General features: G+C 47.6%; 17 protein-coding genes and 3 tRNA genes. 8 read left to right on the top strand and 12 right to left on the bottom strand.

All coding sequences use genetic code 11. From position 1 onward, the window contains the following. Nucleotides 1-43 precede the first annotated feature (43 nt). From aspT to NQ542_RS04035, 7 genes are all read right to left on the bottom strand, one after another. The gene (gene aspT / locus NQ542_RS04065) at nucleotides 44-1,744 is read right to left on the bottom strand and encodes an aspartate-alanine antiporter (RefSeq protein WP_005639387.1); all 1,701 of its coding nucleotides are present in this window, start codon (nucleotides 1,742-1,744) and stop codon (nucleotides 44-46) included. A gap of 713 nt (nucleotides 1,745-2,457) precedes the next feature. Continuing rightward, nucleotides 2,458-3,363, bottom strand: coding sequence for a glycyl-radical enzyme activating protein (locus tag NQ542_RS04060; RefSeq protein WP_005639383.1), 906 nt, complete (start codon nucleotides 3,361-3,363; stop codon nucleotides 2,458-2,460). Nucleotides 3,364-3,376: 13 nt separating this feature from the next. Further along, nucleotides 3,377-5,815, bottom strand: coding sequence for a trans-4-hydroxy-L-proline dehydratase (gene hypD / locus NQ542_RS04055; RefSeq protein ID WP_005639381.1), 2,439 nt, complete (start codon nucleotides 5,813-5,815; stop codon nucleotides 3,377-3,379). A 340-nt stretch (nucleotides 5,816-6,155) separates the two neighbouring features. Continuing rightward, nucleotides 6,156-7,520 (bottom strand): sigma-54-dependent transcriptional regulator, encoded by a 1,365-nt coding sequence (locus tag NQ542_RS04050; RefSeq protein ID WP_039850107.1) that lies wholly within the window; start codon nucleotides 7,518-7,520, stop codon nucleotides 6,156-6,158. Nucleotides 7,521-7,629: 109 nt separating this feature from the next. Next, the gene (locus NQ542_RS04045) at nucleotides 7,630-8,802 is read right to left on the bottom strand and encodes a DUF418 domain-containing protein (RefSeq protein WP_005639375.1); all 1,173 of its coding nucleotides are present in this window, start codon (nucleotides 8,800-8,802) and stop codon (nucleotides 7,630-7,632) included. A 336-nt stretch (nucleotides 8,803-9,138) separates the two neighbouring features. After that, nucleotides 9,139-11,622 (bottom strand): ATP-binding response regulator, encoded by a 2,484-nt coding sequence (locus NQ542_RS04040; protein ID WP_005639371.1) that lies wholly within the window; start codon nucleotides 11,620-11,622, stop codon nucleotides 9,139-9,141. Next, a complete protein-coding gene (locus NQ542_RS04035) occupies nucleotides 11,622-13,340 on the bottom strand; it encodes a phosphoethanolamine transferase (RefSeq protein ID WP_005649935.1) in 1,719 nt (572 codons plus the stop codon). Before NQ542_RS04035 ends, NQ542_RS04040 begins: the two co-directional genes overlap by 1 nt. Before the next feature lie 475 nt (nucleotides 13,341-13,815). On the opposite strand from NQ542_RS04035, the gene NQ542_RS04030 reads away from it, so the two are divergent. Then, nucleotides 13,816-16,344, top strand: a complete 2,529-nt coding sequence (locus tag NQ542_RS04030) for a glutaminase domain-containing protein (protein ID WP_005639368.1) — start codon at nucleotides 13,816-13,818, stop codon at nucleotides 16,342-16,344. A gap of 161 nt (nucleotides 16,345-16,505) precedes the next feature. Here the strand turns inward: NQ542_RS04030 and NQ542_RS04025 are convergent, their stop codons facing one another. After that, complete coding sequence (locus NQ542_RS04025; RefSeq protein WP_005643747.1) at nucleotides 16,506-16,856, bottom strand: hypothetical protein; 351 nt, start codon at nucleotides 16,854-16,856, stop codon at nucleotides 16,506-16,508. Between the two features lie 150 nt (nucleotides 16,857-17,006). On the opposite strand from NQ542_RS04025, the gene NQ542_RS04020 reads away from it, so the two are divergent. The 4 genes from NQ542_RS04020 to NQ542_RS04005 all read left to right on the top strand — a co-directional run bounded on the left by NQ542_RS04020 (nucleotide 17,007) and on the right by NQ542_RS04005 (nucleotide 18,563). Next, nucleotides 17,007-17,666 carry a superoxide dismutase gene (locus tag NQ542_RS04020; protein ID WP_005639364.1) on the top strand — a complete coding sequence of 220 codons (660 nt, stop codon included), beginning with the start codon at nucleotides 17,007-17,009 and terminating at the stop codon, nucleotides 17,664-17,666. 154 nt (nucleotides 17,667-17,820) lie between these two features. After that, nucleotides 17,821-18,234 (top strand): thioredoxin, encoded by a 414-nt coding sequence (gene trxA, locus NQ542_RS04015; protein ID WP_370686463.1) that lies wholly within the window; start codon nucleotides 17,821-17,823, stop codon nucleotides 18,232-18,234. Between the two features lie 167 nt (nucleotides 18,235-18,401). After that, nucleotides 18,402-18,475: transfer RNA gene (locus tag NQ542_RS04010), tRNA-Thr, on the top strand. A 5-nt stretch (nucleotides 18,476-18,480) separates the two neighbouring features. Continuing rightward, nucleotides 18,481-18,563 (top strand) — tRNA-Tyr (locus NQ542_RS04005). A gap of 197 nt (nucleotides 18,564-18,760) precedes the next feature. On the opposite strand, the gene NQ542_RS04000 is transcribed toward NQ542_RS04005, so the two are convergent. Next, a tRNA-Asp gene (locus NQ542_RS04000) sits at nucleotides 18,761-18,837 on the bottom strand. A 139-nt stretch (nucleotides 18,838-18,976) separates the two neighbouring features. Between NQ542_RS04000 and NQ542_RS03995 the strand changes: the two genes are divergently transcribed. Beyond that, nucleotides 18,977-20,290, top strand: coding sequence for an aminotransferase class I/II-fold pyridoxal phosphate-dependent enzyme (locus NQ542_RS03995; RefSeq protein WP_005639359.1), 1,314 nt, complete (start codon nucleotides 18,977-18,979; stop codon nucleotides 20,288-20,290). 121 nt (nucleotides 20,291-20,411) lie between these two features. Further along, entirely contained in the window at nucleotides 20,412-21,008 is a 597-nt protein-coding gene (locus NQ542_RS03990; RefSeq protein WP_005639358.1) for a YqgE/AlgH family protein, read from the top strand. 36 nt (nucleotides 21,009-21,044) lie between these two features. On the opposite strand, the gene NQ542_RS03985 is transcribed toward NQ542_RS03990, so the two are convergent. From NQ542_RS03985 to recR, 3 genes are read right to left on the bottom strand one after another with little or no spacing between them, the layout of a single operon-like run. Continuing rightward, nucleotides 21,045-21,578 carry a GNAT family N-acetyltransferase gene (locus tag NQ542_RS03985; RefSeq protein WP_005639357.1) on the bottom strand — a complete coding sequence of 178 codons (534 nt, stop codon included), beginning with the start codon at nucleotides 21,576-21,578 and terminating at the stop codon, nucleotides 21,045-21,047. Nucleotides 21,579-21,635: 57 nt separating this feature from the next. Next, entirely contained in the window at nucleotides 21,636-22,793 is a 1,158-nt protein-coding gene (locus tag NQ542_RS03980) for a glycosyltransferase family 2 protein (protein WP_005639356.1), read from the bottom strand. A 49-nt stretch (nucleotides 22,794-22,842) separates the two neighbouring features. Continuing rightward, nucleotides 22,843-23,466, bottom strand: coding sequence for a recombination mediator RecR (recR, locus tag NQ542_RS03975; protein WP_005639355.1), 624 nt, complete (start codon nucleotides 23,464-23,466; stop codon nucleotides 22,843-22,845). A gap of 259 nt (nucleotides 23,467-23,725) precedes the next feature. Between recR and NQ542_RS03970 the strand changes: the two genes are divergently transcribed. Then, complete coding sequence (locus NQ542_RS03970; protein ID WP_005639353.1) at nucleotides 23,726-25,726, top strand: OPT family oligopeptide transporter; 2,001 nt, start codon at nucleotides 23,726-23,728, stop codon at nucleotides 25,724-25,726. Nucleotides 25,727-25,751 lie beyond the last annotated feature (25 nt).

Below are 25,751 nucleotides of genomic sequence, written 5' to 3'. Positions count from 1 at the left end.
ATTGAATATAATGAGTATATAAAAACAATGCTTCCAATACCCTTCAGGTCATCAAGAGGACGATCACGACTCCCCAAATGATCAACAGGGTATTACCGACCGCGTATGTCACCGTATAGCCTAATGCGGGTGTCTGGCTCTCAACGGCATCTTCCACAGCACCCAAAGCTGCTGTGGTCGTACGCGCTCCGGATGTACAGCCCAACGTAATGGCCGGGTGGAACTTAAAGACATATCTTCCCAACAGCACACCGACGATCAATGGGATAGCGGTAGCCAACGCACCGATGAAGAAGAGGCTGACGCCGACCTCCTTCAAGCCGGTGACAAAGCTCGGTCCGGCCGTAATGCCGACAACGGCGATGAACATATTCAACCCGACGTTGTTCAACACCCAAAGGGATGGTTCCGGAATTCGTCCGAAAGTCGGATGCTTGGAACGCAACCAGCCGAAGACCAATCCGGCGATCAACGCCCCGCCACTCGTACTCAAGCTGATGGGAACACCTCCGAAATGGATCGTCAAAGCCCCCACGACACCTCCGAGAAAAATTCCGAGGCCGACGAAAATCATATCCGTCTGGTTCGTCGGGCGGTCGGCATAGCCTAATGTATCGGCAGCCGCATTCACCTCCAATTTTGTACCAACCAACTCCAACATGTCGCCGGGATCGATCGTCGTCGCGGCTAAAACCGGAATGTTGATACCAGCACGTTTGATGCTCTTGATGCTGACACCGTGCATAACTGGTAATTTGCGTAGTTTAGCGACTGTCATGCCTGCATATTCTTTGCGGGAGATCAATACGGGCAGGGTTTCGGCCGGAAAGTCCAACAATTCGATATCATTTACTTCATCGCCGATCCAGTCCTCCTCTCCGATCACAAATTCACGACGTCCACTGAGCACGACTTCGTTTCCTTTCAAAAGCATCTGATCGGCCTTCGCCTCCCGAATCACACCATCGATACGGACCCGTTCGACGAAAAGGCGTCTTCCTTGTCCCTCCAAATAATCTTCCAGCTCTTTCACGGTCTTTCCCGCGCCGAACCAGCCATTGTTAATCTTGTAGGCGCGGAACGTGATCGGACGGGCGGCAGGCATGAAGCCGGGTTGCTCGCTTTCGTCGTCCGAACCCATTTTGGCTTCCAGTTCGCGACAGGCTTTCTTGACCGATTCGATCCCTCCCAACAGACGGGGAGCAATATCACTCATGATCCAAGCGGAACCAGCCGTACCGAAAATATAAGAGACGGCATAGGCTACCGGCATGACATTGATCATATCCGTTTTATCTGCCACCGGTATTCCTAATTGGTTAATCGTATCTTCAGCCACACCGAGTACGGCTGATATCGTCTGCGAACCTGCCAACAGACCGGCTGCCTCTCCGGCAGAATAGCCCATGATCTTTGCCAGCACAAACGGGGCCAACAGGCAGAACAGGCACATCACGACGGCAAACAATACCTGTGGCAATCCCTCCTTTTTCAATCCTCGGAAGAATTGCGGACCGACACTATACCCTACGGCAAACAAGAACATCAGAAAAAATACCGATTTCAACGGAGCTCCGATATCGATATGCAATTGTCCGATCAATACACCGACCAGCAAGACGCTGGTTACCGTTCCTAACATGAACTTTTTAATCTTGAATTTACCGATCCAGAAGCCGAAAGCCAGCGTGAGAAAGATAGCAAGCTCCGGGTAATGCCGGAGCAAATTGGCAAACCATTCCATATATCTATTTTTTTGGCGTTAATAAAATTGATAATGAAACACGGCAGACGAAAGAGTTGTTGTGTTAAACCGACTGAAACCGGAGTTAAATTTATAGTTGGTATATCAAAACATATTATCCATCTTTTAGGACAACCGCATCAAAATTTTCCAAGGTTGTGATCTTCATACGAAGTTTTCTACAAATCCTCTATCACTCTATCACTACGAAGGTTGTAGCTATTAACATTCAAGCGTTAGAGGAGTGATACAGGACGTTTTCCTGTATCACTCCTCTATCACTTCTGAAACATGGCATTTTTGTTTATGAAACAAGCACATAATTCCGTAAACACCCCCATGTTGCCATCCTTTACATCCGGGTGTACCGGCTCCCTACACCCGGATGTAAAGGATGGCAACATGGGGATGTCCGGCAACTAAAGTACCTTGCCGAGCAATGAAAACCACCCGGTTTTACCTATTTTATAGCCGTTTTTACATAAAATAATCGAGTGATTTGTAGGGATGGAAATAGGGTGTTTATCGTTTATATCATTTATAATATACTTATATACAGATACATACAAGCAAAGCACCTATTATTTATCTGAATTGCCAGTGATAGGGTAGTGATAGAGAAAACAGGCATATATCACAAATAAAACAAGCTGAATATCAATTGATAAAAAGGAATCAGTGATACAGTGACAGAGGAAATAAAAGACCTTCAATTATCCCCCGATCGTCGTTTCGATCCCGTAGCAGGCGAATATCTCCCGGCAACGTCCGAGTGTCTCGTCCGAAGGGGCGGCGAAAGCATATCGATCCGGATTGTAGACCGTACCTAACTTCTCGTGTTTGCTCTTGCCGATGTCATGATACGGGAGCAGGTTCACAATCCGGTGCTCCCACGGCAACGAAGCCAGAAAAGCGGCACTGCGTGTTATATTTTCTTCATCGGCATTCACGCCTTCGATCAAGGGAATACGAAGATAGAAATCGTGTCTGGCTTCTGCAACCATCCGGAGATTGGACAGGATCAATTCGTTCGGGACACCGCAATATTTCGCATGCTTGGCCGAATCCATCTGCTTCAAATCGACAAGGAGAAGCTCGCAATTATCCATCACGTCGCGTACGATCTCCGGCCGGGCGAACAGCGTCGTATCGACAGCCCGATGTATCCCCCGTTCCCCGCAACGGCGTAACAAGTCCAGTAACGGTCCGGGATGCAACAACGGCTCTCCTCCGCAAAACGTCACACCTCCCTCCGAACGATCCATGAAAACGATCTCCTTCTCAATCTCCTTCATCAAGGCTTCAGCCGAATACTCCGTGCCCGATATCTCCATCGCCATAGCCGGACACACCTCGGCACAGATTCCGCACAGGGTACAACGCGCCCCGTCCGTCACGATCCCTTCCGGTGTGAGTGTCAATGCCTGCTCAGGACAAGCCTCGACACACGTCCGACAACCGATGCATTTCTTTTTCGTATAGAGTTTTTGCTTCCGGCTGGAGATTCCTTCCGGATTATGGCACCATACGCACGACAGGGGGCATCCTTTCATAAAAATCGTAATCCGGATACCCGGCCCGTCGTTAATGGCATATCGTTTTATATCGAAAACAAACATCTTTTTTCAATTGCTAAAACGTTTCCTGTTCCGTCCGCATGATCACGTCCGCCTGCAGATCGGCGTTCATGTCATTGAAATAATCGCTGTAACCGGCTACGCGGACCAGAAGGTCGCGATAATCTTCCGGACATTTCTGGGCAGCATAAAGCGTCTCCGTATCGACGATATTGAACTGGATGTGATGTCCGCCCAAAGCGAAATAGCTGCGGATCAACGAAGACAACTTGGAGATATCCTCCTCACGCTTCAACAGGCTCGGCAGGAAACGCTGGTTCAGCAACGTCCCCCCGCTCTTCACCTGGTCAAGCTTGCCGAGCGACTTGATGACGGCAGACGGCCCGTGCGTATCGGCACCATGAGACGGAGACGTGCCGTCCGAGATGGCACGCCCGGCCAAGCGTCCGTTAGGAGTCGCCCCCATCACCTTGCCAAAATATACGTGACAGGTGGTAGACAGCATATTCAGATGGAAACATTCGCCTTTCGTATTCGGCTTTCCTTCGATCGTATCATAGAGATCGTCGAACACCTTCACAGCAATACTGTCGGCATATTCGTCATCGTTTCCGAAGAATGGCGTGCGGTTCAGGATCGTCTGTCTCATCGCCTCGGCTCCTTCGAAATTATCAGCCATCGCTTTCAGCAATTCGTCCATCGACCAGCGTTTATCTTCGAATATATGTTTTTTCAGCGTCGCCAGGCTGTCGGTAATCGTACCGAGTCCCGTACACTGGATATAGGTCGTATTATAGCGCGGACCGCAGTTGTAATAATCCCGTCCTTTCGCTATGCAATCGTCGATGAAGAGAGACAGGAAGGTGGCCGGTGCATACTTGGCAAACATTCGGTCGATATAGTTGCTGACACGCACCTTCATATCCACAAAGTAGCGGACCTGCTTCATAAAGGCGGCATATAGTTCGTCATAGCTGCCGAAACTGCGCGGATCGCCCGTCTCCAATCCGACCTTACGCCCGGAAACCGGATCGACACCGTTGTTAAGCGTCACTTCCAAAATTTTCGGCACATTCAGGTAACCGGTCAATACGTATGCCTCCTTGCCGAACGCTCCGACCTCGATGCAACCGCTGCAACCGCCTTCACGTGCATCCTGCAAAGATTTTCCCTGGCGCATCAACTCCTGGATATACACATCCGGATTGAAAACAGACGGATAGCCATGTCCCTGGCGGATCACCTTGCAGCCGGCACGCAGGAAACGTTCCGGTGTACGAGCACTGATATGGATAGCACTGCCGGGTTGCAGGATATGCAGTTCTTCGATCGTTTCGAGCATGACGTAGGAGACCTCGCTCACCCCGTCGCTGCCATCGGCTTTTACACCGCCGATATTCAGGTTCGTAAAATCATTATACGTACCGCTTTCCTTAGCCGTGATGCCGACTTTGGGAGGAGCCGTGTGGTTGTTCACTTTGATGAAGAAACAGGACATCAATTCTTTTGCCTCGTCGCGTGTCAACGTACCGTCGGCAATCCCCTTTTCGTAGAACGGAGCCAGATGCTGGTCGAAATGGCCGGGATTCATCGCGTCCCAACCGTTCAGTTCGGTGATCGTTCCTAAGTGGACGAACCAATACATCTGGATCGCCTCCCAATAGTCTCGGGGAGCATGTGCCGGAACCTGGCGGCAAACTTCGGCAATACGGCGCAACTCGGTCGCCCGTTTCGGATCTTTTTCCGTCAGCGACATTTCATCGGCGAGATCCGCATGTCGTTCGGCAAACAGGATGGCGGCGTCGCACGAGATGGACATGGCAGTCAACTCCTCCTGCTTGTCGGTCGCTTCGGGATCGTTCATGAAATCGAGCCCGTCCAGTTCTTTCCGGATACGTTCTTTCAAATCCAATAATCCGTACTTATACACCTTTCCGTCCAAAGCGGTATGTCCCGGAGCGCGTTGTTCCATAAATTCGGTAAACATCCCCACCTCATAGGCCTCCTTCCACTCCTGAGGCACATGGCTGAAGATACGTTCTCGCTGGGTACGTCCTTTCCAGTAAGGGATCACTTCGCGTTCATACGTGTCGATGTCTTCCTGGCTGATCGTATAACGCTGCAATTCACGTGTGTTCAAGACATGCAGGTCCTCCACACTATGGCAGGTCAGTTCCGGAAAAGTCGGCACACATTTCGGTTTTGGTCCGCGTTCGCCCACGATCAGTTCATCCTTGCCGATATAGATCGTCTTCTGCTTGCAGATCTCATAAAAATTCATGGCCCGAAGAATCGGAATCGGATATTTTCCGTAGTTTTCCTTGTAGAAACGAGTTTCTATCAAAGCGCGTTCAATAGACAGGGAGGGCTCGGCTTCGAACGTCTCTTGTCGAAGACGTTTGATCCGGTCATTCATTCCATAGGCATTTGCCTCTACTGTGGGGGCGAAATTAGATGCACTGTGCGGTGCACGCTGAGCTGTGATTATAGTCATATTATATAAAAGGCTATTTTTATTCAATTATTTTAATCTGATAAATTCCGGACAAAATGATGCAGAGATAAAACCACCGACCCAAGCCAATGACTTCAGATACTAATGCAAACCGAAAGAGCTCTTACCCGAAAACGGTAAAAGAGAAAAGGGAAGAACACCTGTCAAGAAATCAGGCAATTGAATAGTCGTCTATAAGATTTAACGAACATACTGTAACAATTTAAAATCAACACTCGAAATTAAGTGTATGATTGCAGCAAATATAGACATTTTTCCATAAAAACAAAAGAAATCATATTTATTTAATAGAAACCAAGCCCCCTATCTTGTAAAAAGATCAAGCAATCCCATACGCTTTCAACTTATTATAAAGCGTTTTGCGATCAATACCCAACAGTTGGGCTGCTCTGGTCTTATTGTTACCGGCTTCTTGCAGGGCACGTTTGATCATTTCGCATTCGTGCGATTCGTTTTTCAACTGGATATTGACCGGAGCGGAAATCGGGTCGGCAGTCAGTTCTTCTGGAAGCTCGTTAGGGGTAATATAGCGACCGGTCGCTAACAGGGTAGCATACTTGATGGCGTTCTTCATCTGACGCAAGTTACCCGGCCACGAATAAGACTGGAAAATCCGGATCACGTCATTATCAAAGCCAATAATATCTTTCTGCAATTCTATATTGGCTTGATCCAGGAAGTTGTTGGCAAACAGCAAAAGGTCTTCTTTCCGCTCCTTCAGATCAGGGATACGGACGGTAAACTCGTTGATACGATGATATAAATCTTCACGGAAATCTCCCTTATCAATCGCAGAACGCAAGTTCTCGTTTGTCGCGGAGACAAGACGGACATTGATCGCGATCTCCTGATTGCTACCGATCGGTTTTACTTTCCGCTCCTGCAAGGCACGAAGAAGCTGTACCTGTACCTCATAGGACAAGTTACCGATCTCATCCAAAAAAATCGTACCACCTTGGGCGGCAACAAAAGCACCTTCTTTATTATCGATAGCTCCGGTAAACGAACCTTTCACATGCCCGAAAAATTCGGATGCGGCCAAGTCTTTCGGGATCGCTCCGCAGTCAACAGCAATAAAAGGGGCTTTCTTACGATTGCTCTGTTCGTGAATACGGCGAGCAACATACTCTTTCCCTGTACCGCTCGAACCGGTAATCAACACAGACATATCTGTCGGAGCAACCAGACGTACATGCTCGTAGAGCTGGCGGGCAGCTTGGCTCTGTCCCTCCACATACTGGCTACGCGTTCCTCCCGACGGTTCGGGACGTTTGGCTGAACGCGCAGGGCGTTCCAGTTCGGTGGCAGAAGCAACCGAACCTGTTTCCGTCTTTATCACATCCTTGATTTTGCCTAAAAGTTCTTCCGGGTTCAACGGTTTGGCAATATAATCGGACGCTCCTAACTTGATGGCTTGCACGGCGGTTTGTATCTCCGCATAGCTGGTCATCATAATCAGGGGAATTACAAAATTATTTTCTTTTATCCATTTCAACAGATCGATTCCATCCCCGTCCGGCAAACGCAAATCAGACAAGATCAAATCGAAAGAGACATCCTCTATCCGGCTTCGTGCATCCGAAACCGATGATACCGAACTGACTTCGAAGCCTTTCCTTCCCAGCCAGGTTTTCAGCATCAACGAGAATGTTATATCATCTTCTAAAATCAGGATAGACGGCATATTATTCTTTTTTGTTTCGTACACAAAGATAACTAAGAATTGATAATTGACAATGGACAATGGACAATTAAATACCGCTTGCCGCAATTATCAATTGTCCATTGTCAATTCAAAATGCCCAAGTTGCCTTTTTCCACGCCCCCTCAAACGGACCTTGCTTGAATTTCTTCAACCACCAATGGCAGAAACCTAACTGGAGGATGAACAACAGGACGCCGACTCCAAAGCTGGCTGTCGTACCTAAAACATTATAAAGTGACAAACCGTAACCGAAATAGATAAACGACCCTATAATAGACTGTGTCAAATAGTTAGTTAAACTCATCTTTCCATACGGCACCAAACCGTGCAGCATTTCATGGGTCGAAACTTGTTGCCACAGGAAGACAAAACAAGCGACCAACACACACATGAAAGAGAAATTGCGGAAAGAGGAAACCACCGTGTTCATCGGAGTCAGCATCGCCTTGTTGGAGATCATATCCGGAAGGGAAGCCGTAATGAAATACAACGGGACAAAGCAGACCGCACCGATAACCAGCGTCCGCATCCAAAAAACCCGATGTTCGGACAGGTTGGCAAACAACTGTCTGCGTCCCATCAGCATACCCAACAGGAACAAAGAGGCAGTCTGGAAAAAACGTCCGTACCCCCATGCCCACAACAGGCTGAACAACTGGCCGTCCCAAAGGTTGGACTTGACCATCGCCCAGAAATCCGGCTGCGAAAGGAACGGATACATACGTTGGCTATGAACACGCCAAACGCCGGCTGCCGGCACATAGTCAGGATTTATCATCGCATAGAAAAACTTGCCGAGTTCGAGAGGCTGGAGCATCAGGATAATAGCGGCAATGAGGATCGCTCGGTCGCTCCATCTGCAGACTAACACGAGCACCACGCCAATTATAGAATAAAGGACTAATATGTCGCCGGGGAAAAACGCCCCGTTGAAACAGCCGATAATGAACAAAAGGAAAAGCCGCCACAGGAAACGCAGACGGAAGTCTTTACCTTTCTTCGCCTGATTGTTATATTGAATAAAAAAGCTGAATCCGAACAGCAGGGAGAAAATCGCGTAAGCTTTCCCGGAAAAGAGAAAAAACAATGTTTCCCATATTCCTTTATCCATCGCCTCCATAAAAGCCGAAGAAGCTGTCGGGAAGTCATAAAAATTAAAATGTTCGATGTTGTGTAGTAACATAATAGCCATAACGGCAAAACCGCGTAATGCATCCACCACCTCGATACGAGGCGACTTAGCCAAAAGTCCATGCTCCATTGATAACGATTTAGATTTTTAATTTATGATTTTACAAAAGACAAAAGTAGATAAAGAAGTCATATAAAACAAAAAAAGCACCATTCAGGCGCTCTTTTTGTTTGCAGACTTAAAATAGATACTCGAACATACTTTAAAACGGTTTTTTTAATGTAGAAACGTCCACTTCCGCTTCTTGCTATAAAAGAAGCGAATATCGTGCCAAACTCAGCCTGACACACAGCCTGTTTTTGTAAACTCTTCTATTCTAACAGAGAAGTCGCCCAGAATGTTTTACTGAAGCTATTTATTACAACGTCACGAATGGGGAATTGTGGACATATATGGGGAATTTTTCTACAGATACCGTTCCACAGCCTGGCCCACAACAACACCCGCCTGCCGGATCACTTCAAATAAAAGCCGCTTCCAACCTTCGTCTGTCAGTGCCTCGTCGTTCTTCTCAAGGATTCTCAGTTGGGCTACCAAATCGGAAGCTCCCAACATGGTGAAAAGCGGGATTAGCTTATGGGAGATTTTGGCAGCCTGTGCACGGTCGGTCTTCTCCAAAGCTTGTTGTAGCAACGAAACGCTCTTGTTCGTCTCCTCGGCAAAAGTCCGGATAATGGAAGCGGAAGCTTCTTTGTCTTCGCCGGCAAAAGCAGTAAGCGAATCAAAATTGAATTCAGGCGACACCTCGGCTTGTATATCCGCTTGCAACAGGTTATTCAACAAAGCGATCAACTGCTTAGCCGTGAAAGGCTTATTTAGGAATCCGGTGAAACCGACTTCCAAATAATGTGTATTCTCGTTTTCCACACTGGCTGAAAGCGCGATGACAGGCACAGTATCTGTACCGGGGACACCCGACGAACGAATGACGTTAAGCAGGCCGTACCCATCCATGCCCGGCATCTGTATATCGGTTATGATCGCGTCGAAAGAACTATTACGCAAAATATCGACCACAGCAAACGGATTTGAACAACTGGTGACCTCCACATGGTTCCGTTTCAAAAACTCTTCCGTCAGTGCCAGCTGCAACGGATCGTCATCGACCAGCAAACAAAAGATTTCGCGCCCTTCGAACCCCCCGGTCTCCGTTTCGTCTTCCTCCTCTATGGCAGGCGTGGCATGCAACGTCTGCACTTCCGATTCCCGCAAAGGCAGGACAATCGTAAAATCACTTCCTTTTCCCGGAACACTCTTTAGCGACAAGGTTCCTCCCATCAGTTCAATCAGCTTGCGGGTGATGGAAAGTCCGAGACCGAAACCTTCTTCCTTTTCGGTTCCCGACAGACGGGCAAACTCGCCGAAAATTTTTTCCTGTTCTTCTTCCGGAATCCCGACACCGGAGTCGGAGACAGTAATTGTCAATTGAGAATTGAGAATTGACAATTTGACTATCAAAACGATACGACCTTCATGAGTAAACTTGACAGCGTTAGACAATAGGTTGCTGACTATCTGGCGGAGGCGTATCGGATCACCTGAATAGATGCGATCCATCCCTTCCTCCTTCATATTCAGAACAAAAGCAAGTCCTTTCGCCTCGGCTATCGGGCGGAAGCTCCCGTATATTTCATTAAAAAGCGTACGTACGCTGAAAGGCACGTTCTGTATCTCCATCTGCCCCGATTCCAATCGATGAAAATCAAGCAAACCGTTCACCAGAGAAAGGATATGATTGGCCGATCCAGTCATATTTTCCAAATAATAACGTTGCCTTTCGTCCGGACGACGGCGCAGCAGCAGTTCTATATAACCGATTATGGACGAGAGCGGCGCACGGATATCGTGGCTGATCGTCAGCATCAACTTCTCCCGGCTATGGAGCAGGTCTTCGGCATATTGCTTGGCTTTCTCCAATTGCTGCCGGTAATACTGGCTCCTGGAGATATCACGCGTGATCAGAATGATAAAGACCACCACGATAATCAGCGACAGGATAGCGATGCCGCCAATGAGATAAGAGGTTTCGCGCAGCACCTCCTGTTTCTTCACAACACGCTCCATCGACGCGTTCATCTCCTCTTCTTCTATATCGCGCAACATCTGGTTGATTCGGCTCGTGATGATGCTATTATTATAACGCAAGTTAGCGGCACGCTCTAAAAGCTGGTCGACAAGCTGTTTACGCTGATCGGCCACACTGTCCTGCAAATTTTTCAGGACCGTCACGATCGTGTCTGCCGGGTTGAAGGAATTCACCAACGTATCAGTCACGATCTGCCGGGTCGTATTCACGATAACAGTCGAATCCTCTTTAGGCGGTGAGAATGCATCGGCGAGCCGGCGGAAAAAGCCACGGTGCTTATGGGGCTGAGGAGTTTTCACGGAATCCTGGTGCACGATCACGCGCTCCTGTATTTCGACCTGCCGGATCATCGTATCTTGCCGGGCGATCACCTTCTCGATGTTTTGGGTATACAGATGTTCCGCGTTCGTCTCACGCCAGGTTTCCAACAGGCGGCGCGTGTTCCAACGCTTCTGCTCGATCAACATATCGATCGTGTCGATCTTGGGATATAGTGCGGGATTCGACACTAATGTACGCAAGGAATCCATATTCTGCAAAGCCTTGTTCAGCGTGCGGTTGAAATGCTTGATTTCCCCCTGTGGAAACCCGACCATTTGTCCGAGCGCTTCGCTTTCGTAGAGTAACGACAGAGTGTTGGTCACGAGATAAACCTTCTCCCTCGATTTGTTGTTCGGGTCGTCTTCGCCAGCAAACTGTTCGATAATGTTATAAATATAAACGACCGAACACACGGCTATCAGGATCAATAACAGGTATCCCAATATGACTTTACTTGTAATATGTCCATTCTGTGCGCTCATTAGTCTTTCCTATAAGCTATTTTCCATTTGTCCAACATAACGAAATCCGCTTTCTTCAATCCAACCTTCCAGAACGGGACAGGTTCGTCGTGATCACCGAGAAACATACGGTCACGAACGGCAAAAGCTGGGTTGGTCAGGGCCAGTGTGGAATCGGATACCGAAGTCCGGACACCGGCAATATCCAATACCGTATGGAACACACTGTTCGTGCTGACCGGATAAGCCCCGTGAGAGATCGCCGTCCGGTATTTCTCCGGAAAAACGGTCCGATAATCGTCCGAGAACCAGATGATATACGGGATATGGAGCTGATAATAAGTCGGTATAGGCGAAGCATGCAGGTAACGAGCACGTGCATCATCGAAAATATCTTCTCCGTGATCGCTCAGATAAAGCATCGACGCACAAACCTCCTTCTTTTTCAACATGTCGACGATTTCTCCCAAAACATAATCCGTATAACGGATCGAATTGTCGTAAGCATTACGCAGTTCCTTCTTATAGGATTGGCGGATGCCTTCGGCCTTATCCGGCGTATAAATCCGGAACTCAGCCGGATAACGCTCATGATAATTGAAATGCGACCCGTATGTATGGAGGACGATAAACATATCCTCGTCCGATTTATCCAGTTCCTTTTCCAAATACGGCAAAAGGGCGGCATCATACAATGAGGTCAGATACGATCCGGTGTTGAACGTGCTCATATCGATAAACGTATCAGCCTCCCGGTAGAAAGCCCCGATCATCGAAGTAGTCAGTTTCTGGTTGGCAATGACAAGCGTACGGAAACCTGCTTCCTTGAAAGCGGTAACGATGCTTTTCTCGTCATATATCACGCCATAGTTTTCCGCACTAGCGGCAGACAGGATGATCGGAACACTTTTGTGCGTATTGTTGGATTGCGTCACAACATCCGTAAAATGTACCAGACCATCGAGTCCTTCCATACGCGGAGTCGTATTGCGTTCATATCCATACAAGCTCCATTCCATAGCCCGCGAAGTCTCTCCCACCACAAGCACGTAAATCTCGCGCTTGCCATCCGCCTGTCCCGTCCGGACCGAGTTGAACCTGAAATCGGCAGAAGAGATGGAATAGTTGGCGTTTTTGTTCGATTTGGTAATCGCAAAATAGAGATTATAAAGCGCATTGACCGGATAAACATCGTTCTTGAGCGAGAAACTATGCTTTTGCCAAGAAGGCAGGAAACAGAGCAGCACCCCCACTCCGAAAAGCCCCAAGCTTCTGAACGCCCACCGCTTGCGGAACACGGCAGTCAGCCTGTCTTTCATGCGGATTGAACGCGTGGCCAGCCACAAGGTAGGAAGCGTATAAAAGAAAAAGACGCAAACGATGACAAGAAAAATATTTCCTAATAATTCGCTTGCTTCGGAAGCATTCGAACTTGTCAGATTCAGGAACATGTCCACGGCTATCACCGACTCGCCGAAAAGATACAACAGGACCAACTGGCCTCCGTCCAGTATGATTTTCGGCAACAGACACCAGACCACCACTCCGGGTTTACGCGCCAGCAGCAGAACTCCCATCCAGAACGCCAACGGCATGACGATAGAAGCAAGGCCCACCGGAACAGGTAAAGGCTCTGTGAACAGAAAAACACAGTTCGGAATGATGAAAAGCAAGCCGAACAAGAAATATAAGTGTTCCTGTGAAGATATCCAACGTAAAATATTAGTAAAGTACCTCATCGATTTTTGCCTAAAAAGCCTAATTTTATCAACTATTCTTATCACTATTCCACAACAGCACTGCTGTAACCGACAAAAATAAACGTTATCCATCACATACACATACAGAAGAAGCACAAAAAAAGTTATTTCAAGGTCTCCCGTAGAGGCGAGGTTCTACTCCGCCCATGAAAACAATGTCTGCCTTGCCCGATATCATTTCGTCAGCAAAACAGCCACTCCCCAGTTTAAATAGAAACGTTAAAAAATATCACCCGCTATAGTAATTCCAAATATATGGGGTACTAATCCGATTTACATGGGGTCGTAATGACATTTTGATATTTTAAAAATCATGCAAATGCTTTCAATAATCTTGCAATATGCCGGTAGCAGAACTTTGTTGCTTCCGACTATCGCTTTTTATTTTTAATTTCGGGCAACCGAAAAAGGGGAAGATTATTTAAAATCATCAATAATTTAAGGTAAAGACAAAATGAAAAGACAAATCATGCTGCTATCGGCTTGTACGGTCGCTTTGCTGAGTGCTTGTTCGTCGAACACGCGTATCGCAAACGAAGTATATGCCCCTGCTGCCAAAAACGAATTACGGGCGCCGGCAACACCGCTGGTAACGATCGACCCGTACACCAGCGCCTGGTCGTTTGCCGACCACCTGAACGAAGAAAGCGTGCGCCACTGGACCGGCCGTAACTTCCCTCTGTTGGGAAGCCTGCGTGTAGACGGCGTTTCATACCGGTTCATGGGAGCGGATAAAGTAGAGGTGACGCCGGTTATCGGTACGGCGGTTTCCGGCTTATGGGAGGCGACCTACACATTCGAGCTGCCGGAGGGAGAATGGACCGCCGTCGATTACGAGACAAAAGGCTGGAAAACAGGCAAGGCGGCATTCGGGACAGACGATAATCCGTATCGCTCCACTCCCTGGCAAGACGGCGACATCTGGGTACGCCGCTCGTTCGACTGGCCTGAGGGGACGGATAAGGAAGATCTGTTCCTGCAATATTCGCACGACGACAACATCGAGTTGTACATCAACGGTAAGCAGGTGGCCGTAACCGGCAACGGGTTGGATTACGACCTGCTGAAGGAAATCCCGCAGGAAGTGGCCAACACGCTCAAACCGACGGGGAACATCCTGGCTGCCCACTGCCGCAACAACGGAGGAGGTGCATACGTGGACATGGGAATCATGAAGAAGGTAAAACGGGGAGACACGTTTGACAATAAAGCGGTCCAGACGGCGACCACCGTCATGCCGACACAGACGTACTATACGTTCGAATGCGGCCCTGTCGAACTGGATTTGATCTTCACTGCTCCGATGCTGATGGACGACCTGGAGGCCATGACCGCCCCGTACAATTATATCACGTATCAGGCCCGTTCGTTAGATGGTCGGACACACGAAGTCCAGTTATACCTCGAAGCGACTCCGCAATGGGCCGTCAACACGACAGACCAGCCTGTCACCTTCGAAAAGATCGAAAAAGACGGGTATGTCTATCTGAAGACCGGCTCTGTCGACCAGGAAGTTTTGGGCAAGAAGGGAGACGACCTTCGCATCGACTGGGGCTATTTCTATCTTTCAGCCGTACAATCCCCGGATGTGACAGTTGCCATAGACGAATATTATGCTGCCAAAAAAGCATTCATGTCCGACGGCAAACTGTCCGGCAAGGCAGAGAATGTGTCTCCGGATATGGAAAAACAGATGACAGTCCTCGCCTACTCCGACAACCTGGGCAAGGTAAACGAAAAGACCGTGTCAGGGCACTTGTTGATCGGATATGACGATCTGTATGCGATCCAGTATTTCAATGACAACCGGATGGCATACTGGAAGCACAACGGGCAGACGGACATTTTCGATGCCTTCGCCAAAGGCCAGAAAGAGTATGCCGGAATGATGAAACGGTGTGCGGACTTCGACGGACGCCTGATGCAGGAAACAGCGGCCGCCGGCGGACAAAAATATGCCGAGCTGTGCGCCCTGGCCTATCGCCAGGCCATTTCCGCCCATAAGTTAGTGACAGACAAGGAAGGCAACCTGCTATTCCTGTCGAAAGAGAATTTCAGCAACGGTTCGATCGGGACGGTCGATATCACCTACCCTTCGGCACCGATGTTCTTATGCTATAACCCCGAGCTCCTGAAGGGGATGATGAACCCGATCTTTTACTACAGCGAAAGTGGCAGATGGAACAAGCCTTTCCCCTCACACGATGTCGGCACGTATCCGCAGGCTAACGGACAGACCTACGGCGGCGATATGCCGGTCGAAGAATCCGGCAATATGCTGATCCTCGCGACAGCCATTGCGATAATCGAAGGAAATGCGGATTATGCGGCCAAACATTGGGATGTGTTGACAACCTGGGCCGATTACCTGAAAAAAGAGGGGCTTGACCCGGACAACCAGTTATGTACGGACGATTTCGCCGGTCACTTCGCTCACAACACCAACCTGTCCATCAAGGCGATCATGGGGATAGCCGGCTACGGCAAGATGGCCGGGATGTTGGGAAAGAAGGAAATAGCGGATTCTTATCTGGCGACAGCTCGTGAAATGGCTGGCAAATGGATTGCGATGGCAAAAGACGGGGATCACTATAAGCTGACCTTCGATAAGTCCGGTACATGGAGTCAGAAATATAATTTGGTTTGGGACCGCTTGTTAGATCTGAATATATTCCCTTCGGAAATAGCTGAAACGGAAACAGCTTACTACAAGACCAGACAAAACAAATACGGTCTGCCGCTGGACAACCGCGAAGATTATACCAAATCCGACTGGATTCTGTGGAGTGCCTGCCTGACCGGCAATACGGCCGATTTTGAAACGTTCATGCTTCCGGTCTGGAAATACGCCAACGAAACGACCTCACGCGTCCCGTTGAGCGACTGGCATTACACTTCCGACGGAACACAACGTGGATTCCAGGCCCGTTCAGTCGTCGGCGGCTACTATATGCGATTGCTGGAAAAACGGCTGAAGAAGTAATTATGATGGTAGTGTGTCGAAACTATCCTGTTCCCGCGCTTGATGTGGGATCGCATTAAAACCGACCCTATAAAAATCTGATTGATAAGGTCTGTCCTTTTGCGGCCCCGCATCAAGTGCAGGGACAAGGAGGTTTCGACACACTTCCATCATAATTCTTCTCACTCCCTCGCTACCTTCTGTATGATACCGAGAAACTCTTCATTCGTCATCCGGATATCCGGTTCCTTATAATTCACGTAATCTTCAAAATAATCGCTGGCGATATCTGCCACGATCTCAGAGCCGTCCAACCCGAAAGAACTCACCAACTTCTCCACCTTGCCACGAATCTGGCGGATCACCTGCAAGCGGTCTTCGTAACGGTCCGGTTTTTCCAGCTCCGTCACATGCTCGTTTCGGGCAATCAGATAAACGGTCGTATAAAACTTGTCCACATCTCCGAAAGCCGGGATAAACAGAGCTTTCTTTTCCTCTGGCAACGCAACCAGTGTTTCCTGAATTTTTGTCATTATTGTGTTTATTTTAATTGGTTGGCGAAGATAGTACATTCCGTTCATAGATAAAGTCTATCCCGCGATAAATAATATGCATTTCATTCTATGAACAAATTTCGAGCAGGGAATGTTAGAATAGTAGAAACAACATAAAACAGATTGATTATGCTTACATTATGTCTCAGTTTATTATTGTTGATAACAAATAATAGTAATAATAGTCAAATAACAGATAAAAAAGAAAAAGTTATGAAATTTGAATTAATCCAGTTACCCTATGCAGCCAACGCGCTGGAACCGGTTATAAGTAAAGAAACGATTGAGTTCCATCATGGCAAACATTTACAGACTTATGTAAATAACCTGAACAACCTCATTCAGGGAACCAAGTTCGAAAACGCTACATTAGAACAGATCGTGGCAGAATCCGACGGTGCTATCTTTAACAATGCCGGACAGACGCTTAATCATAATTTGTACTTCACCCAGTTCTCCCCCTATGGCGGTGGCAGACCGACCGGCGCCCTCGCCAAAGCGATCGACGCGACTTGGGGATCGTTCGAAAACTTCCAGAAAGAATTCGTAGCTGCAGGAACCGGTTTATTCGGTTCAGGATGGGTATGGCTGGCTAAAGATAAAGACGGAAAACTCTCAATTACCAAAGAAGCTAACGGTAGCAATCCGGTTGCTCACGGATTGAAACCGATTCTGGGATTCGATGTGTGGGAACATGCCTACTATTTGGATTACCGGAACCGCCGTCCCGATCATTTGAACGCTTTATGGAAAATCATCGATTGGGATACCGTTGGCAAAAGATATTAAAGCTCTTTAAACTCCAGATAAAAGCCGCCCGGCAACATACCGGACGGCTTTTTTATTTACAAAATGACTGGAACTCAAGCAATATAGTAATATTTCCAATTATAAGGGAAAAATGTTCAATAACGGAATGGAATAAATAGCATACCTTTGTTATATAATCAATAAACAAGAATATAAACCTCAATTAATAAGGAGAATAAACATGAAAGTACAAGAATTGACAAAAACGGAATTTCTGAAAAAAGTAGCGAACTACGAAGCCAGCCCCAACAAGTGGGTGTACAAAGGAGACAAACCTTGTATCGTGGATTTCTATGCCACCTGGTGCGGACCTTGTAAGATGGTCGCTCCTATCTTAGAAGAATTAGCAGAAGAATATGCCGGAAAAATCGATATTTATAAGGTAGATACGGAAAAAGAAGAGGGATTGGCCGCCTCTTTCGGTATCAGAAGTATTCCCTCCCTCCTTTTCTGCCCAATGAACGGGCAACCGCAGATGGCAAAAGGGGCAATGGGAAAGGCCGACTTCAAAAAAGCTATAAATGAGGTACTTTTGAAGAAAGAATAACAATATCCCAACATAAACAGAAAGCCCTCTCCGAGTTCCGAACAGAGTTCGGAGAGTTTTTAAAAGAAAAATATTACACATTATGCCCCCAAACTATTGCATATTAAAAAATAATACGTACCTTTGCACCCGCAATCGAGAGAGATTGATACTGATAAAAAATGAATGCCTCTTTAGCTCAGTTGGCCAGAGCACGTGATTTGTAATCTCGGGGTCGTTGGTTCGAATCCGACAAGAGGCTCAAAAGGGCAGTTACCAGAGTGGCCAAATGGAGCTGACTGTAACTCAGCTGGCTTTCGCCTTCGGTGGTTCGAATCCATCACTGCCCACAAAAAAAGACTTGAAAGAAAATCTTTCAGGTCTTTTTTGTTTTTATACTCACTTCATAGCCTCATAACTTTCATTCCGTCCTTCACCTGAAAGGTTTCATTTTTGGGCAGGTGCAAATCATTTTCAACAGAATCTCGACCCCTTGGATTAAAATAAAAAAGTCTTTGATTCACAATGAACCAAAGACTTTTGTTTCTGGCGGTCCGGACGGGACTCGAACCCGCGACCCCATGCGTGACAGGCATGTATTCTAACCAGCTGAACTACCGAACCATAACTTTTATCCTGCAATCTCTCTCGATTGCGATGCAAAGGTATATATTATTTTGAATCTTGCAATAGTTTCACGGCAAAAATTTACGTCGGATAGATTATTTTTCTACTTTTGCCTTTCATATAAATAATAACAATCATGAAGAATACTCCGGTAGATTATCAGACAGCCAGAAAGATTATAGATGGCTACGGACTTCCCGATTTCGGGAAAGCGACGATCCGCGAGGTCGTTGCCATATCCACACAACTTGAACAAGAGACTAAAACAGAATTTATCCATATGGAAATGGGTGTTCCCGGACTGAAAGCAGCCCAAGTCGGTGTCGATGCCGAGATCAAAGCTCTTCAAGATGGCGTCGCCTCTATCTATCCGAATATCAATGGCACATCCGATGTAAAAGCGGAAGCATCTCGTTTTATCAAGGCATTTATCGATATCGATATTGCGCCGGAAGGCTGCGTTCCCGTAACCGGCTCCATGCAGGGGACATACGCATCGTTTCTCGTTTGCGGACAATGTACGCCGGAAAAGGACACGATTCTCTTTATCGATCCGGGGTTCCCTGTCCAGAAGCAGCAGATCACAGTCATGGGCTATAGATACGAATCGTTCGACGTGTACGAATACCGGGGCGAAAAACTCCGGGACATACTGGAACAATATCTCTCCAAAGGCAACATCGCAGCCATGATCTACTCCAATCCCAACAATCCGGCCTGGTTCTGCCTGACGGAAGAAGAGCTGAAGATCATCGGAGACATGGCAAACAAATATGACACGATCGTGATCGAAGACCTGGCCTACTTCGCTATGGACTTCCGGAAACCGTTGGGCAAGCCGTTTGAAGCGCCTTTCCAGGCAACCGTTGCCCGTTATACGGATAATTACATTTTACAAATTTCAGGTTCAAAAGCATTCAGCTATGCCGGCCAGCGCATCGGCGTCACGGCAATCTCCGACAAACTGTATCACCGAGCCTATCCCGGACTGACACAGCGCTACGGAGGAGGAACGTTCGGAACCGTATACATTCACCGCGTATTATATGCCCTGTCGTCCGGCACGAGCCATTCGGCGCAGTTCGCATTGGCAGCCATGTTCAAAGCTGCGGCAGACGGAACGTTCGATTTTATTTCGGAAGTAAAAGAATACGGACGCCGAGCAGAAAGATTAAAAAAGATCTTTACCGATTATGGTTTCCGGATCGTCTACGACCATGACCTAGACGAACCGATCGCAGACGGATTTTATTTCACGATCGCCTATCCGGGAATGACAGGAGGAGAACTGATGGAAGAACTTATTTATTACGGTGTAAGCGCCATTTCATTAAGCACGACAGGTAGTAACCAAGAAGGCCTACGCGCTTGTACATCTTTTATCAAACCGCATCAATATGCCCTTCTCGAAGAGCGCCTGAAGCTATTCAAAGAGAATCACACCGCATAATTAACACAGGCCGGGCTTTTATTTATGACTCATTAACATGAAAGCTCGGCTTTTCATTTGTTTGTTTAAACCAAAAGCTATATATTGTCGCTGTTTTATTAACCAGCAAGTATCTTCTGTCATGGCAATGTATAACAACATATTCAAGATAACTCATAATGACGTGCTTCCGGCCCAAGGAAGCATCTTGATATCAGAACCTTTTTTACAAGACGCCTACTTCCAACGTTCCGTCGTACTATTGGTAGAACATACTCAGGAGGGTTCGATGGGCTTTGTATTAAACAAGAAAACAGAGCTATCAGTCAACACCTTTTTTGCCGATTTACAGGGATTTCCGGAAATGCCGATCTATTTAGGCGGTCCAGTCAGTGCCAACCGCCTGTTCTTCATTCATTCTTTAGGAGATCTAATCATCCCTAACTCCCTTAAGATAAACGATCACCTCTATTTCGACGGCGATTTCAGCGCATTGATACATTATATCCAGAACGGACACCCTGTCGACGGGAAAGTGAAATTTTTCTTAGGCTACTCCGGGTGGCAGGAAGGACAACTGCACAATGAAATAGATCAAAATTCATGGGTCGTAAGTCATGCATCCAACCGGAATGTGCTACTTGCCGAAGGTGAAGGCTTCTGGAAAAAATCGCTCGAATCGCTCGGAAGCCAATATGAAACGTGGACCAAATACCCGAAAGAACCCTCGCTGAACTAATGATTTATGATTTACATGTCGATAATAAATTATAAATCACAAATTCCTCTCATTGATTTTCTGCATCGTCAAGACGTCCGAATAACCATCTTTAGTCGTTATCCAGTCTGTCAGTATACCTGTCACGGTAAAGCCGCAACGGGCAAAAAGGGCTTTGCTGGGTTCGTTACCTATCGGGATATGCACAAAGAGTTGATGCAACTTCAAATAAGAAAAAGCATATTCGGCCAATAACTCCAGCGCTTCTGTCGCCAGTCCGTTCTTCTGGTAAAGCGGATCGACCAGTATGCCGACTCCCGCCCTGCGATGATGCGGATCGAAATCATACAAATCCAGCATACCGACCGTTGCGCCCGTGGAACAAAGGTCGATCATCAGGCGCAATTGCTTCAAATCAAATATACCCCGGTGAGATTCTGCTATATATTCTTTCAACAGATAGCGGGAATAAGGCGCCAACGTGTTCCCAATCTCCCACCATTCGGGATTATTTTCCCACGAATAGAGCAATTCCAAATCTTCCGGTTCCGGGGCGCGAAGGCAGACTGTCTTGTTTTGAAGTAAGTTCATTTTTTATTGACAATTAACAATTGACAATTAACAATGAGAAATCGCTCAACGCAATTTTCAATTGTCAATTATCAATTCTCCATTAATAACTATATGATAGTTGATCCTTTTATCGGCCACCTTGTCCATCAATAAAAGCATCTGCTCGAAACGGGCATCCGGGTAGCAGAATACCAAATCGGTAAAGCGCTTCATCTGATTGCGACGACAGATAGCATCCATCACACGCTCTTCATTCAGATTCCAAAGATTGACATATTCCAGATCTGGCATCCGTTTCACACAGGCTGCTTTCACCTTTTCAAACTCTTCTTCCCGACAAAGCACCAGTAGGCGACGATGTTTCGCCCGGGGTTTTCGCTTCAACCCCAACATACCGCCGGCAACGGAAAGGGATGCTTTCAACAGAACAGCCAAACGGATGAGCATGCTCATCAGCCAACCGGAATGCGGATAATATTTCCGGTAGAATATCAGCATGGCCCCATAAAAGGCTTTCACATATTTGATATCGCCATGCTTCGTGCTCTCTCCTTTATAATGAAGGATACGTTCAGGAATATAATAATTCACATAGCCTCCCTGCACGATCCGGTAAGACAGATCGATATCTTCGCCATACATAAAGAAAGACTCATCCAACAGTCCCACTTTATCTAGCGCCTTACGGCGAAGAAACATGAAAGCGCCCGCCAGAACTTCGACCTTATGCTGCTTCTCCTTATTCAAATACGGCAGGCTGTAACGGGCAAACAGGCGTGAAGAAGGAAACAATTTCGACAATCCGAATATCTTGCAGAAAGACACCCAAGGAGAGGGAAAACTCCGTTTACTCTCCGCCAAGAAAACACCGTGCCCGTCCAACATCTTCACCCCGATTCCTCCCGCCTCCGGGTGTTCGTCCATAAAGAAACAAAGAGAACGCACGCTTTCTTCGCCTATCACAGTATCGGGGTTCAGCAGAAGGACATATTCTCCGCGACTGATCCGGATCGCCTGGTTATTCGCTTTGGCAAACCCCGGATTATCCTTATTCTCGATAAAAGTGACTTCCGGAAAACGCGGGCGAAGATATTCGACCGAACCGTCGGCCGAATGATTATCGACAACCAGTACTTCCGCCTCCATCCCTGCTATGGCAGCACGCACGGAACAGAGACACTGTTCGAGAAAATATTTTACGTTGTAGTTGACAATTATAATTGAGAGTTTCATGGGGATTTATGATTTATCAATGCTGCGTAAATCTTAAATTATAACTCTGTTATAGTTTGATGGAGTCGTTGAAGCTGGTGCGGTTCACGATGGAACGCCCCAACGTTATCTCATCGGCATATTCGATTTCGTCGCCAATAGAGACACCGCGGGCGATAACCGATATCTTCACATCATAGGAAGAGAGCTTGCGGTAGATGAAAAAATTCGTCGTGTCGCCCTCCATCGTCGTACTGAGTGCCAGAACGACTTCCTTCACTTCTCCTCCGGCAACCCGCTGTACCAAGCTGTCGATCTGCAAATCACCTGGACCTATCCCGTCCATCGGCGAAATAATACCGCCCAAGACATGATAAACACCGCGGAACTGCCCCGTGTTTTCGATCGCCATCACTTCCTTGATATTCTCGACCACGCAGACCGTAGAATGATCACGCTGGCAGTCAACACAGATAGCACACACGTCATCGTCGCATATATTATGGCAGACCTTACAATATTTGACATCACGACGAAGTGCCAACAGCGCGGACGCAAACCCTTCCGTGTAACCGACATCACGGCGAAGCATATGGAGCGCCAGCCTGAGTGCTGTTTTCCGCCCCACTCCCGGCAATGACGACAATTCGTTCACTGCATTTTCCAATAAGACTGATGGATATTTTTGATTCATTCGTTTGTTTATCTTCTTCCACTGCAAAGATAAGTAAAATCTCCCTTATATATTGGCTTTTTCTCTATATTGCATAAGTTGTCCGCTTGGTGGCAAACGATCGTCCGCCACCAAGCGGACAACTTATAAGATGAAATTCTACCGTCAAATGTTCCTATACCGGCAGCTACTTCCTCATAAACAATGCACTTGTTTCTTACCAAGAAATAATGTAGCTTTGCGATGATATATCCGATAATTCTAACTAAATATAAACACCGTGAAGAAAAAAGATGAAGAAAAGGTGAGCGGGCTACCGGAAAACGCCTACAGAGAACTGAAAGAAGGTGAGGTATATAAACCCATCCTATCGCCCGACAAACAGTATCGGGAAGTAACCCCTTGGTCCGTATTCTGGGGACTCGTCATGGCCGTCCTGTTCAGTGCGGCAGCGGCTTTCCTCGGACTGAAAGTTGGACAGGTATTCGAAGCCGCCATCCCGATCGCGATCATAGCAGTCGGATTATCCAGCGGGTTCAAACGTAAAAACGCGCTGGGCGAAAATGTCATTATCCAGTCCATCGGGGCAAACAGCGGCGTGATCGTGGCAGGCGCCATATTTACGCTACCCGCCCTTTACATCTTGCAGGACAAGTATCCAGAGATTACGATCAATTTCTTCGAAGTATTCATGAGTTCGCTCCTGGGCGGCATCCTCGGTATCCTGCTCCTGATCCCGTTCCGGAAGTATTTCGTATCGACCATGCACGGCAAATATCCATTCCCGGAAGCGACTGCTACCACACAGGTATTGGTGTCCGGCGAGAAGGGAGGCAACCAGGCAAAGCCGCTTATCTATGCGGGTCTGGTCGGAGGTCTGTACGACTTCATCATCGCGACTTTCGGCTGGTGGAGCGAGACAGTCAGCACGCGCATCGTCGGTGTCGGCGAGATGCTGGCTGACAAGGCAAAAGTCGTGTTCAAGGTGAATACCGGTGCAGCAGTGTTGGGTTTAGGCTATATCATCGGATTGAAATATTCGGCCATTATCTGTGCCGGCTCATTCCTGGTATGGTTGGTAATCATCCCGTTGATGTCTGCCATTTTCGGCTCCGAAGTACTGACATTCGGCAATGACGCCATTACGCAGACAGTAGGAAGCATGAGTGCGGAAGAGATTTTCACCACCTACGCCCGCCACATCGGTATCGGAGGCATTGCGACTGCCGGTGTGATCGGGATCATCAATTCATGGGGGATCATCAAAGGAGCCGTAGGGTTGGCAGCCAAAGAGCTGAAAGGAAAAACGGGAACCGTGCATACGGAAGAGATCCGTACACAGAAAGACCTTTCGATGAAAGTGATCGCTATCGGCATCTTCGCAACGTTGATCGTGACGTACCTGTTTTTTCACTTCGGCGTGCTGGACAACTGGTACTACGCGTTGATCGGGCTGTTGATCGTCGGTATAATCGCTTTCCTTTTCACAACCGTTGCCGCCAATGCGATTGCCATCGTCGGGACCAATCCCGTATCAGGCATGACATTGATGACCTTGATCTTGGCATCTATTATTCTGGTTGCCGTCGGGCTGAAAGGGACAGCCGGCATGGTATCGGCACTGATTATAGGAGGTGTGGTATGCACGGCGCTTTCCATGGCCGGCGGTTTTATCACAGACCTGAAGATCGGATATTGGATCGGCAGCACACCAGCCAAGCAGGAAAGTTGGAAATTCCTCGGAACCCTGGTATCGGCAGCAACTGTAGGCGGTGTAATCCTGATCCTGAATCAGACATACGGTTTCACAAGCGGGCAACTCGCCGCTCCGCAAGCCAATGCAATGGCGGCGGTTATCGAGCCATTGATGAGTGGCTCGGGTGCTCCCTGGGCACTGTATGCCATAGGAGCCGTACTGGCCATCATCCTAAACTTCTGTAAAATTCCGGCATTGGCATTTGCATTAGGCATGTTCATTCCGCTGGAGTTGAACACGCCGTTGCTGATCGGAGGCGCCATCAGCTGGTATGTAGGAAGCCGTAGCAAAGACCAAGCTCTGAACAGTGTACGCCTGGAAAAAGGAACTCTACTGGCATCCGGTTTCATCGCAGGCGGAGCCTTGATGGGAGTCGTCAGCGCAGCCATGCGTTTCGCCGGCATCAACCTAGTCGATATCAAATGGATGGAAAGTAATTCAGCCGGGGTACTGGCCATCGTGATGTACATCCTGCTAATCGCCTACTTGGCAATTAGTTCGTTAAAAGCAAAGGAAGAAAAATAATAATAATAATTTCAGATTTATGAAT

Origin of the sequence: Parabacteroides merdae ATCC 43184 (genome assembly GCF_025151215.1) — a bacterium.
Classification (GTDB): Bacteria; Bacteroidota; Bacteroidia; order Bacteroidales; family Tannerellaceae; genus Parabacteroides; species Parabacteroides merdae.
The sequence above is the reverse complement of the archived record's forward strand: the minus strand, read 5'-3'. Positions and strand labels throughout refer to the sequence as shown.